The following is a 12,090-nucleotide window of genomic DNA, read 5'->3' as shown; positions in this document are numbered from 1 at the left end:
ATCATCAGACTGAGCACCTGGCGGAACGCCAGCCCGCGCGCCTGCAGCCCCGCTTCTTGCTCGCCAGGCTCGCGCAGGCGCCGGTTCGACGCGTTCACATCGACGCCGTACCAGGCGGCGAGGCCATCGTTGACACCGTGCACCTCGCCCCAGCCCTTCTGGGCGCCGAGCGGCAGGCTGTTGAGGTAGTCCTGCAGGATGCGGCGGCGGGCGGCCAAGGTCTCCTCGCCATCGCGGTAGGCGCGCACCGACGCGGACACCATCTGGTAGTACTTGTCCTTGGCCGATGCAGTGCGGCCTTCGGGCGAATGGCGGAACTTCTCGGTCTGGGTCGCCAGCGTGCTGCCGCCAGCGGCAGCGTGGTCCTCGTGGGCCACGGCGACGGCCTGGTCCAGCACGGCCTTGCCGAGCCGGGTCCACTCGACGGCCGGGTTGTGGCGCGGCTCGGCGGTGTCCAGCACCTCGCGGTTCTCGATGAAACCGAGCGTCTGGGCCACCAGTGGCGGCATGTCCTGCTCGCGCTCGTAGGTGTAGAGCGGGAAACGGGAGCGGAACAGCGGCTCGCCACGGCAATCCGACAAGGTCAACCCGGTCTGGACCTTCTCCGGATACGGCGGGAAGAAGCCCCGGGCCATGAAGTCCTGCAGGGCCGCGGACTGCTGGGCCTGCGACACGACCTGGTAGCCGCGGCCGGTCAGGCTCGTGAGGAAATCCGGCAGGCGCGAATAGCCCATGCGCTCGTCGCTCGGACCGGCCTTGGGGTAGCGGCTGCCAGTGGCCGCCTGCGGCTTCAGTTCGTACCCGAGCTTCGCCGCCCAGTCGGAGAAGAAGCGGGACTGCAGCGTCGACGACTGCATCTCGACATGCGCCAGATACGACACCCCGGCGACCACCGCCAGGCCGGTGGACCACTTGGCCAGCGTGAACGGCCAGCGGCGGGGTGTCGGTGGAGAGACAGCGGGTGGCACGCTGCGGTCCGCTTCCTCGGAGAAGTGCATCGGCAGGGTGTCCGGTGCGTCGGCGCCGGCAGTGGAAGCAGAGGTTGCGTCGAGGGCGCTTGCAGCCGACGGTCGGTTCCCGGTGTCGCCTGGAGTCATGGACAGAGCACGTACCTGAATGTTCTTGTGGATCTCCCGGGGCAAGCACCCGGACCTTTTGGGAGCTTATCGTATCGACACTCCCGCCTGAAACTGAAAAGCTGGTCAATGCAGCCTCTTGAAACGATTGACCCGCACCCATGGCAGGCAGGAGCACCCCCTTGAGTAAACTCGCAGCAAGTCGACAAGTGCAGCATCGCGGATCCGCCTCCGCATGAGCCTTTCACGTACCCGTTCAATCCGCCCGCCGGGCGATCCGTCGAGAGACCCGTCATGACCACCATCCGCCAAGCCGATCTGGTTGAAAGCGTCGCCGCCGCGCTGCAATACATCAGCTACTACCACCCGGCCGACTACATCGCCCACCTGGCCCGCGCCTACGAGCGCGAGGAGTCACCCGCCGCCAAGGACGCGATCGCCCAGATCCTGACCAACAGCCGCATGTGTGCCGAAGGCAAGCGCCCGATCTGCCAGGACACCGGCATCGTCAACGTGTTCCTGAAGATCGGAATGGACGTCAAGTGGGAAGGCTTCACCGGCTCGATCGCCGATGCCGTGAACCAGGGCGTGCGCCAGGGCTACCTGAACCCGGACAACGTGCTGCGCGCCTCGGTGCTCGATGACCCCATCTTCGCCCGCAGGAACACCAGGGACAACACGCCGGCCGTGGTCCACATGGAAGTGGTTCCGGGTGACAAGGTGGACGTCATCGTCGCAGCCAAGGGTGGCGGCAGCGAGAACAAGTCCAAGATGTACATGCTCAACCCGAACGACAACATCGTCGACTGGGTGCTCAAGACCGTGCCGACGATGGGCGCGGGCTGGTGCCCGCCGGGCATGCTGGGCATCGGCGTCGGCGGCACCGCCGAGAAGGCCGTGATGATGGCCAAGGAAGCGCTGATGGAGGACATCGACATGTACGAGCTGCTGGAGCGCGGCCCGCAGAACAAGCTCGAGGAGATGCGCATCGAGCTGTACGAGAAGGTCAACGCGCTCGGCATCGGCGCGCAGGGCCTGGGCGGCCTGACCACCGTGCTGGACGTGAAGATCAAGACCTTCCCGACACACGCCGCCTCCAAGCCGATCGCGATGATCCCGAACTGCGCCGCCACGCGCCACGGCCACTTCGTGCTCGACGGCTCGGGCCCGGCCTACATGACCCCGCCGAGCCTGGACCTGTGGCCGGACGTGCACTGGGCACCCGACTACAACAAGTCGAAGCGCGTCGACCTGAACACGCTGACCAAGGCCGAAGTGGCGAGCTGGAAGCCAGGCGACACGCTGCTGCTGAACGGCAAGATGCTCACCGGCCGCGACGCCGCGCACAAGCGCATCGCCGACATGCTGGCCAAGGGCGAGCCGCTGCCGGTGGACTTCACCAACCGTGTCATCTATTACGTCGGCCCGGTCGATCCGGTGCGCGACGAAGTGGTGGGACCGGCCGGCCCGACCACGGCGACCCGCATGGACGGCTTCACCCGCATGATGCTGGAGAAGACCGGCCTGATCTCGATGGTGGGCAAGGCCGAGCGCGGGCCGGTCGCGATCCAGGCGATCAAGGACAACCAGTCGGCCTACCTGATGGCGGTCGGCGGCTCGGCCTACCTCGTCTCCAAGGCGATCAAGGCCGCCAAGGTCGTCGGTTTCGCCGATCTGGGCATGGAAGCGATCTACGAGTTCGACGTGGTGGACATGCCCGTGACGGTGGCAGTGGATGCCGGCGGCACCAGCGCCCACATCACCGGCCCGAAACTCTGGCAGGCGAAGATCGGCAAGATCCCGGTCGTCGAGGCGTGACGCCATGCACGAGCCCGTGCGCGAACGGCTGACCTCTCCGCTGCCCGCCACGGGCTGTCCGCTGTGCGGCGGGCCGAACGGCTGTGCACCCGCGGTGTCCGGTTCGTTCGACAGCCCCTGCTGGTGCACCACGCTGCGGATCCCGGCCGAGGTGCTGGCCCGTGTGCCGGCGGCGCAGCGCGGGCTGGCCTGCATCTGCCGCACCTGCGCCGAAGCGGGCGCGCAACACGCTCAGCCAGACGCTGCCACCGGCTGCTGAGCCGAGAAGCGGCACAGCGCCGCGAACTCGGCCGCCGGCACCGCCTTGCTGAACAGGAAGCCCTGGAACTCGTCGCAGCCGAGCTGGCGCAGGGTGTCCGCCTGGGCCTGCGTCTCGATGCCCTCGGCCACCGTGTGCTTGCCCAGCGCCTGGGCCAGCGTCAGGATCGCGCGGGTCACGGCGAGCGCGGACGGATCGTCATTCAGATCCTGCACGAAGGCGCGGTCCACCTTCATCACATCGATCGGAAGGTTGCGCAGCGTCGCCATCGAGGAGTAGCCAGTGCCGAAATCGTCCAGCGCGATCAGCACGCCCCGCTCGCGCAGCCGCCCGAGCTGCTCGCTGGCAGAGCGTGCATCGCCGACCAGCAGGCTCTCGGTCACCTCCAGCTCCAGCATGCTCCACGGCACGCCATGCCGCACCAGCGCCTCCTCGACATCGTCCATCAGCCGGCCGGACTGCAACTGGCGCGGCGAGACGTTGACGGACAGGCGCTTCAGCGGCACCGCTTCGCGCCGCCAGCGGGCCAGCTGGGCGCAGGCAGCCTGGATGACCCACTGGCCGATCACCTCGATCAGCTCGGACTCCTCGGCCAGCGGAATGAACACCGACGGCGCCAGCAACCCGCGCGTCGGGTGCCGCCAGCGGATCAGCGCCTCGGCCGACACGATGCTGCCATCCGCCACACAGATCCGGGGCTGGTAGAACAGCACCAGCTCCTTGCGCGCCACCGCCTGGCGCAGATCGGCCAGCAGGGAGCTGCGCTCCAGCAGACGGGCATCCAGCGGCTCCTCGAACATGGCGTGGCGTCCACGCCCGGCGTCCTTGGCGGTGTACATCGCCATGTCGGCATGGCGCAGCAGATCGATGCGCGTGTCGCCATGCACCGGCGCCAGCGCGATGCCGATGCTGGCCCCCAGGAAATGCTCCTTGCCGCTCAGCATGAACGGCACCGCCATGCGCCGGCAGACGGCTCCGGCCACGGCGGTCGCTGCCTCGGCCCCGGCACCCGGCAGCAGCAGCACGAACTCGTCACCCCCCGGCCGTGCCGCCACCGCGCGGGTCGGCGCGCTCGCTTCCAGCCGCTCGGCGGCCTGGCGCAGCAGTTCATCCCCCAGCCCGTGGCCCAGGTTGTCGTTGACTGTCTTGAAATGGTCCAGATCGATGAACAGCACCGCCAGTACCGTGGTGCCCGGCGCAGCCCCCTCGGGCGACGCGAGCAGCGCGTCCAGTTCCTGGTGCAAGCCATTGCGGTTGAGCAGGCCGGTCAGATCATCGTGGCGGGCCTGCCATGTCAGTTCGCGCTCACGCTGGTGCGCGGCCAGCGCCACCGACAGCCGGTCGCGCAGCTCGCCCGCCTCGCGCTCACGTTGCGGCGTCGAGGTGGCTGACCAGCCCAGCAGCAGCAGCCCGTGGGTGCGGCCCTGCCAGCGCAGCGGCAAGGCCTGCAGCGCCAGATCCTTGTCCTGGCGCATCGGTGCGCACCACGACGACGCCAGCGCCAGGTCGCTCGGCGGCCACGCCGTATCGGCGGTCACTGCCTCCAGCGCCTGCACTTCCGCCGGCACCAGCGCCCGCACGCTGCGGCGCACCTTGCGCGGAAAGGCCTCGTCGTTCCACTGCAGATGCAGGCGCGGCACCCGCTCGGACTCGACCCGCGCCAACCCCATCACCGCCGCACCCAGCCCGGGCAGTGCCTGCATCAGCACGCGCCGGAACACCTCGTCGACGGCCCGGTGGCCCACGATGTCCCGGTCGATCGAGGCGAGCAGCTCCAGCGAGCGGAACTGACCGTCGATGGCCGCCGCCATCTGGTTGAACTCCTGCGCCAGATCACCGAATTCATCCCCTTCGGCCACATCCACCCGCACACCCGGCGCACGCTGCTCGATCTGGCGTGTTCCCTCGCGCAGACGCCGCAGCGGATCCAGCGTGCGTGCGATCAGCAAACCGCTGGCCAGCAGCACCCCGAACAGTGCGCAGAGTGCTCCGCCCACCAGCGGCCCGGTCAGCGACAGGGCCGAAGACGCCGCGACCGAGCGCACCTGGACCATGTCGAACTGCCAGTCACCGGCGCCAAAATCGGCGTCGAGCGGTAGCGCCCAGCCTGTGTGGACCCGGTCGGCGATCGAGGCATCGACCAGTGCGAGCTGGCCGCTGGCCGCTGCCTTGCGTGGCGTCGGGCAGTGCAGGCGCAACCCTTGTGCGTTCTGCACGCACCAGTAGATCGACGCATCCACCGCCGCCAGTGGCCGCCACAGCGCATCGGGTGCGAGTTCGGCCAGCCAGCGGCTGCCGTCGGGCCGGGCAGCCTGGGCGAGCAGGAGCTGGAGCTGGCCGTTGCGTTCCTGCGCGAGCAGTTGGCTGTGGGTGGCCTGCGACGACAGCGCCAGGACCGCCTCGGCCAGCGGACCAGGCCACCCACCCGAAGACCAGCGCAGCTGTCCGCTGGCATCGACCAGCGCAGCCTGGCGGAAACGCAGCCCCAGCCCGGGTAGTCGTGCACGCAGGCCGGCATCGGCCGGATCGACGCCCGGCTCCCCGGGCGGCGCAGTCCCGGGCCAGGTCGCCATGAGCGCCACGGCATCCCCCAGATGGGTGCCCACCTGCTGGGCGACACCGCGCACCAGCATCATCCGCTCGCGCGATTCGTAGCGCTGCGCCAGCGATTCGAGCACCTGCGCGCCCAGCAACGCCAACACCAGCAGCGGCAGCGCCACCGCCAGCAGCACCGACACACCGATGCGCCAGGCCAGCGGACTGCGCAGCAACCGGCGGGCCTTCGGAGCAGGCAAGGAAGATGGATCGACCGGGTTGGCAGACACTAGGAGGCGGTGCGTTGGAACCAGTGTTTTCAATATCGGCACCCAGGCATCAGCCTTGAGTAATTGCCAAGTCACAGAGCCTGAGACAGACTGCGGCCGAGGGGCGTGTGGCCCTGCCCGCCTGCGTTGCATGAGGCATTGCCCGGAGTCGTACTTGACCTTGACGTTTCCCGCTTCCCCTGCCGATTCGACACCGGCACGGCCACACCACCCGGTCGACCTCTCCGAGCTGAAGGTTCTGACTGTCGATGATGATCCGGTTTTTCGCAGGTCGATGGCCTTCGCGCTGGAAGGCTACCGCTTCCAGGACCACGACATCACCCTGCTGCAGGCGGGCAGCGCCGCCCAGGCCCGGACCCTGCTGGTCGCCCACCCCGACATCGCCTTGCTGCTGCTCGATGTGGTGATGGAGGACAACGACGATGGCCTCATGCTGGTGCGCCACGTGCGGGAGGTCATGGGCCGTCGCGATATCCGCATCGTGCTGCTGACAGGCCAGCCCGGCATGGCTCCGATGCGCGACGTGATGCGCAATCTCGACGTCAACGAGTACTGGCACAAGACCGAGCTGGACAGCGACCGACTCGAAGCCATCCTCAACGCCAATCTGCGCAGCCACCAGTTCATCCGCGAGGCACTGCACACCCGGCGCCAGCTCGAACAGCTGCTCGCCGCGGTCGATGGCGCCAGCCACGTGCCCGATCTGACCAGCCTGAGCCAGCGGCTGCTTGTGGATGTCGCCCGGCTGCTGGACATGCCCAGTGAAGGTCTGGTCGTGATGTGGCCCGCCCACACCACCGCGGCGCTGGTCATCGGCGCGACCGGCCGGTTCGCGGAACTGCAAGGCTGTCCGCTCGACGAGCTGAACGATCCGGCCCAGGTCCTGCGCATCGAGCAGGCGCTCACCAGCCACATCGAACCGTCTACCGATCCCGGCACGGCGGCGACCCACGCGCTGGATCTGCTGATGCCGCTGCATCCGTCCTCGGCGCTGTCCACCGGCAGCGGCGGCCCGCTCGACCTGGCCACCTTGTTCGCGCTGTGGATGCCACGGCGCCAGCCGCCCGGCACCAACGAGACCGAAATGGTGCAGCTGCTGGTGGCCAATGTCGGCGCCCAGATGCACCGGCTGGAGCTGATCGCCAAGCTCGACCGGCTGGCCTACCACGACCCGCTGACCGAGCTGCCCAACCGCAACGGCTTGCTGCGCATGATGCACGCGGCTGGCGAGCGCCTGTCGACCATGGTGCTGCAGTTCGAGGACGTGGACCAGTTCTCTGACCTGAACCTGATGCTCGGCTTCGAGACCACCAACCGGCTGCTGCAGGCGCTGGCGCAGCGGCTGCGCGACGAGGCCGGCCCGGAGGTGCTGGTCGCGCGGGTGGACAACGACACCTTCGCCCTGCTCGGTCCGCGCAACCAGCTCGACACGCCCCTGCACCGCCACCGCAGCGAGGGCCTCACCGTGAGCGATGGCCACTTCTCGGCCGTGCTGCACCTGACCGGCGCCCGGGTCGATCTGGCGCTGTTCAGCGGCCCGCCCGAGGAGACCCTGTCCACCGCGCGCTACCTGCTCAATGACGCCAAGCGGCGCGGCTGGGGCCAGGAAGTCGCTTATCGACCCGGCATGGAAGCCGCGGCACGCGACAACTACCGGCTCGGGCAGGCGCTGCACGAGGCGCTGCGCGCAGGCGAGATCCACATCGCGCTGCAGCCGCAGGTCTGGCTGGACAACGGCAACCTGAAGGGGTTCGAAGCCCTCGCGCGCTGGACCGACCGGCGCGGACAGGAGGTGTCACCGGTCACCTTCATCGCACTGGCCGAAGCCTCCGGCCACATCACCGCGCTGTTCACGCAGGTGCTGCAGCAGTCCTGCCATGCCTGGCGGGTGCTGGAGGCCCTGGGGCTGGGCCACCTGCGCATCGCGGTCAACCTCTCGGCCCTGCAGCTCTCCGCACCCACGCTGGCGCAGGACATCGCCGACCAGTGCGCCGACGCGGGTGTGCCGCCCGACGCGATCGAGCTGGAGGTGACGGAAAGCGCCGTGATGCTCGACCCGGACGGCGCCACGCTGCAGCTCACCCGGCTGCGCCAGATCGGCTTCGAGATCGCGTTGGACGATTTCGGCACAGGGTTCTCGTCGCTGGCCCGCCTGCGCAGCTTCGATCTGGACTGGATCAAGATCGACCGCGCCTTTCTCGGGGAAATCGGCCAACGGCCCGACCATGAGACCCTGCCCGGCATGATCGTCACGCTGTCACGCCAGCTCGGCCTGAAGTCGCTGGCCGAGGGCGTCGAGACCGAAGCCCAGCGTCTGTGGCTGGTGCGCAGCGGCTGCCTGGCCGCGCAGGGCCTGCTGATCGGTGCACCGATGCCCGTCTCGGCGCTGCCTGCCTGGCTGCACGACCACGGCCACCTTCCGGCCCCGCCTGCTGGGGCAGATTGAAGCCCGACACCGCATCCCCACCGCCCAGGACCGCGTGGCGACGCGAGTTCCGGGTACTCGCCTTGCGGCTGCTGCCGTGGGTGGTCGTCGTGTGCGTCGCCGGAGCACTGAGCTATCTGCGCCTGCTGGACCTGCGGCTGACCCCCTTGCGCAATGGCGCACGCCTGCTGATCGAGCAGAGTGTGGCGATCACCACCAGCGAGCTCTCCAACCTCTCGCGGGACGCACTGGTGCTGGGCCAGAACCCGGCGCTGACCACCGCCGTCAGTGGCGACAACCTGTCCGCCATCGGCACGGCGCTGCTGACGTTTGCACGGGCATCGCGGCCCTATGCCCGCATCGCCTGGGTGGATGGAGCCGGCCATGAACGCAGCCGCATCGAGAACGATGACGGCATCGCCACCCTGATCGACCCTGCCCGGCTGCGGCACAGCGCGCCGAGTCCGTGGTTGAAATCGCTCTCCGACCTGCTGCCCACCGAGGCCCGCTTCACGCAGCTCGACGACCACGATGGCGGGGTCTGGCTGCACGCGGCCTCACCGGTCTACGACGGGCGCGGACGACAGCGCGGCATGGTGGTGCTGACGCTGGACATGCGCCGCCTGCTGGCGCAGCTGCAGGCGCTCGACAGCGCGGGCATCCAGCCCATCCAGCTCGTCGGCCCCGATGGCCGCGTGGTCGAGGCAGGCGCCGCCACACCCGGCCTGCCGTTCACCGACCCCGAGCTGTGGCAACTGATGCAGGAGCAGGGACGCGGTCGCCGCGAAGGGCCCGAGGGCATGTGGCACTTCCAGGACTTCCTGCCCACCGAGCCAGGACCCGGCCGACTGGCATCGGCCCCCTGGCATTTCATCGCGCACGTACCGGCCGAGACCGTCCGGCTGCTGCGCAGCATGAGCGCGTGGCAGAGCGGAGGAGCCAGTGCACTGGTGCTGGTGCTGGCAGCCTGGGCCACCGGCCGGCGCCGCCAGATCGAGCGCGAACGCGAGCGACTGCTGGCCGATCTGCAGAGCAACCACCGCGCGCTGGCCACGGCCAAAGCCGAAGCCGAGGCCGCGCTGCAGCGGCTCCAGCAGCTGCAGACCGAGCTGGTGCAGGCCGAAAAGCTGGCCTCGCTGGGCCTGCTGGTGGCGGGCGTGGCCCATGAGCTGAACACGCCGCTGGGCAGCGCCAAGGTCACGGCGTCCACCATGTCACGGCGGCTGGACGACGCCCTGCGCAGCGCCATGACCGACACGCTGACACTGCAGCAGATGCGCACCGTGCTGGACAACCAGCGCACCGGGCTCGACATCGTCGACCACAGTCTGAGCCGTGCCGGCCAGGTCATCGTCCTGTTCAAGCAGCTGGCCGTGGACAGGGGGGCCGTCGAGCGCCGCGTGTTCGCGCTCGACGACCTGCTGAGCGATGTGCGGCGGCTGCTCAACGCGCGCCAGATGGCCCCAGACGTGGCCCTGTACATCGAACCTGTGCCCGGTCTCATGCTCGATAGCTACCCCGGTCCACTCGGGCAGGTGGTCGAGAATCTGGTCGGCAACGCGCAGCTGCACGCCTTCGACCCGGACGCCGGCCCGCGTCCACCGCACGCCGCCCCCGCGGAGATCCGCGTGTGCAGCCAGATCGACCCGCACAGCGGGTGTCTGGAGATCACCGTGATCGACAACGGCAGTGGCATCGACGCCAGCGTGCTGCCGCGCATCTTCGATCCCTTCTTCACCACCCGGCGCGGCCGTGGCGGCACCGGCATCGGCCTGCACCTGTGCCACCATTTCTGCACCCAGGTGCTGGGCGGCCGGGTGACGGTGGCCACCAGTCCGGGTCAGGGCAGCCGGTTCATGGTGCAGATTCCGCTGCGGGCACCTTGACGGCATCCGCGGGGCCCCGGGCCGGCACAGGCAGGTGCACGACCCGCTGCGGATAGGGAATGCCGACGCCCTCGCGCCGCAGCAGATCGAGGATGGCCAGGTTGACCTCGGAGCGCACATTGCCCTGCCCGTTTTCCGGATCCGCGATCCAGAAATGCAGCGTCAGCTCCAGCGCATCGGCGCCAAAGCCCGTCAGCTGCGCGGCAGGCCCCGGCTGTGCCAGCACACGGGGCACGGTGGCGATCGCCTCGGTCAGCCGCTCCCGCAGCGCCGCGACGTCCGTCGCGTAGTCGACACCCACCGAGGTGCTGATCAGCACATTGCGATCGGCCAGCGAGAGTGTCTGCACGGCCGTGGTGACGAGAATCTCGTTGGGCACGAGGGCCTCGCGTCCGGACGGCGCGCGGATCACGGTGTAGCGGGTGGTGATGTCGGTGATCACACCCTCGAAATCGGCCACCTTCACCATGTCGCCAATGCGCAGCGCCCGCTCGGCCAGGATCACGAAACCGCTGACATAGTTCGCCGCCAGCTTCTGCAAACCCAGGCCGATGCCCACGCCGAGGGCGCCGCCCAGCACCGACAGCGCCGTCAGGTCGATCCCCACGCCAGACAGCGCCATCAGCAGCCCGATGGACAGCAGCGCCGCACGCAGCACATTGGCCGCCACCTTGCGCAGCGACAACTGCGCCCCGACCGCTCCGGCCAGCAGCCGAGCCTCCAGCGCCGCCGAGATCCACAGCGCCACCACCAGCACGAAGCCCGCCGACAGCGTGCCCTCGATCACGTTGCGCAGGCTGATCGGGTGCGCGCCGACCTTCCACTGGATGTCGTCCAGTTCGTCCAGCACCGCGGGCAGCAGACCGGTCACCCAGAGCACCATGCCCAGCCAGGCGAACCACGAGATCGTGCGCTCCACCGCACGCACCAGCACCGACGCAGGAAACGCCAGCCGCAGCACCCGCACGCTCAGCCGGATCGCCACCAGCGACAGCAGCACCGGAATCACCAACCGGAACACGGCCAGCGGCTGGCCGAGGTCCAGCAGCACACGGCGTGCCACATAGGCCAGCGCCAGCGCCAGCACCGGGAACAGCACCCCATCGACCAGATGGGCGCCGAACCAGATCGAACGGCGGTCCGGCGGATCCTGCAGGCCACGGCGCAGCCCCCACACCAGCAGCCAGCTCACCAGCAGCACGCCTGCCAGGACGGCCAGCTCGATCAGCGACGAAGGCCGCGCCAGGGACGCCAGCAAGGTGGGCAGATCGACAGCGGGAGGAAGGGTCATGGTGGAAGCGAAATCGGTAGCGCAGGGAGTGCCGATTCTGCCGGCCAGCCAGGGCTGCGCGCGTTTCGGGGTGTAGCAGGAACATCCGCACGGAAGCCGCGACAATCCAGCGATGACCACGCCCGTCCTCACTGCCGTCTCCGACATCGACCTCCTGCACATCGACGATGGTCTGGTCGTCGTGCGCAAGCCGGCCGGATTGCTGTCCGTGCCCGGTCGGGGACCGGAGCGCGCCGACTGCGTGGCCGCACGGGTGCAGCGGCACGTGCCGGACGCGCTGGTCGTGCACCGGCTCGACATGGCCACCTCCGGACTGCTCCTGATGGCCCGCGGTCCGCAGGCACAGCGGCTCCTGAGTGCGGCATTCGCCGAGCGGCGCATCGCCAAGCGCTATGTCGCGGTCGTGGCCGGAGTGCCGGACGGCGACTGCGGCGAGGTGTCACTGCCCCTGGTCTGCGACTGGCCGAACCGGCCGCGCCAGATGGTCGACCACACCCTCGGCAAGCCTGC

General features: G+C 69.2%; 8 protein-coding genes. 5 read left to right on the top strand and 3 right to left on the bottom strand.

Translation table 11 applies throughout. The features are described from left to right. Positions 1-998, bottom strand: a 998-nt coding sequence (locus AB3X43_RS03915) for a transglycosylase domain-containing protein (protein ID WP_369428573.1), incomplete at its 3' end; no start/stop codon positions are given. A 372-nt stretch (positions 999-1,370) separates the two neighbouring features. Here AB3X43_RS03915 and AB3X43_RS03910 point away from each other — a divergent pair. Together AB3X43_RS03910 and AB3X43_RS03905 are read left to right on the top strand one after the other, a co-directional pair. Next, a complete protein-coding gene (locus tag AB3X43_RS03910; protein WP_369428572.1) occupies positions 1,371-2,894 on the top strand; it encodes a fumarate hydratase in 1,524 nt (507 codons plus the stop codon). 4 nt (positions 2,895-2,898) lie between these two features. After that, on the top strand, positions 2,899-3,153 hold the full coding sequence (locus tag AB3X43_RS03905; RefSeq protein WP_369428571.1) for a cysteine-rich CWC family protein: 255 nt from the start codon (positions 2,899-2,901) through the stop codon (positions 3,151-3,153). Here AB3X43_RS03905 and AB3X43_RS03900 read toward each other — a convergent pair. Next, positions 3,126-5,948 (bottom strand): putative bifunctional diguanylate cyclase/phosphodiesterase, encoded by a 2,823-nt coding sequence (locus tag AB3X43_RS03900; RefSeq protein ID WP_369428570.1) that lies wholly within the window; start codon positions 5,946-5,948, stop codon positions 3,126-3,128. The genes AB3X43_RS03905 and AB3X43_RS03900 overlap by 28 nt on opposite strands. On the opposite strand from AB3X43_RS03900, the gene AB3X43_RS03895 reads away from it, so the two are divergent. Beyond that, positions 5,896-8,424 carry a two-component system response regulator gene (locus AB3X43_RS03895; RefSeq protein WP_369428569.1) on the top strand — a complete coding sequence of 843 codons (2,529 nt, stop codon included), beginning with the start codon at positions 5,896-5,898 and terminating at the stop codon, positions 8,422-8,424. The two genes, AB3X43_RS03900 and AB3X43_RS03895, sit on opposite strands and share 53 nt — an antisense overlap. Continuing rightward, positions 8,421-10,289, top strand: a complete 1,869-nt coding sequence (locus AB3X43_RS03890; protein ID WP_369428568.1) for a sensor histidine kinase — start codon at positions 8,421-8,423, stop codon at positions 10,287-10,289. The genes AB3X43_RS03895 and AB3X43_RS03890 overlap by 4 nt, the downstream gene beginning before the upstream one ends. On the opposite strand, the gene AB3X43_RS03885 is transcribed toward AB3X43_RS03890, so the two are convergent. Beyond that, positions 10,258-11,580 carry a mechanosensitive ion channel family protein gene (locus AB3X43_RS03885; protein WP_369428567.1) on the bottom strand — a complete coding sequence of 441 codons (1,323 nt, stop codon included), beginning with the start codon at positions 11,578-11,580 and terminating at the stop codon, positions 10,258-10,260. The genes AB3X43_RS03890 and AB3X43_RS03885 overlap by 32 nt on opposite strands. A gap of 112 nt (positions 11,581-11,692) precedes the next feature. Between AB3X43_RS03885 and AB3X43_RS03880 the strand changes: the two genes are divergently transcribed. Continuing rightward, positions 11,693-12,090, top strand: a 398-nt coding sequence (locus AB3X43_RS03880; protein WP_369428566.1) for a pseudouridine synthase, incomplete at its 3' end; no start/stop codon positions are given.

This window comes from Sphaerotilus sp. (assembly GCF_041083715.1).
In the GTDB taxonomy this organism is placed as follows: Bacteria; Pseudomonadota; Gammaproteobacteria; order Burkholderiales; family Burkholderiaceae_C; genus Sphaerotilus.
Note: the sequence above shows the minus strand (reverse complement) of the source record. Positions and strands in the feature narration are given on the sequence as shown.

Excerpts from the sequence above, each read along its gene's own strand:
- AB3X43_RS03905 (WP_369428571.1), top strand. The coding sequence starts at position 2,899 with ATGCACGAGCCCGTGCGCGAACGGCTGACCTCTCCGCTGCCCGCCACG.
- AB3X43_RS03895 (WP_369428569.1), top strand. The coding sequence starts at position 5,896 with ATGCGCCAGGCCAGCGGACTGCGCAGCAACCGGCGGGCCTTCGGAGCA.
- AB3X43_RS03885 (WP_369428567.1), bottom strand. The coding sequence starts at position 11,580 with ATGACCCTTCCTCCCGCTGTCGATCTGCCCACCTTGCTGGCGTCCCTG.
- AB3X43_RS03910 (WP_369428572.1), top strand. The coding sequence starts at position 1,371 with ATGACCACCATCCGCCAAGCCGATCTGGTTGAAAGCGTCGCCGCCGCG.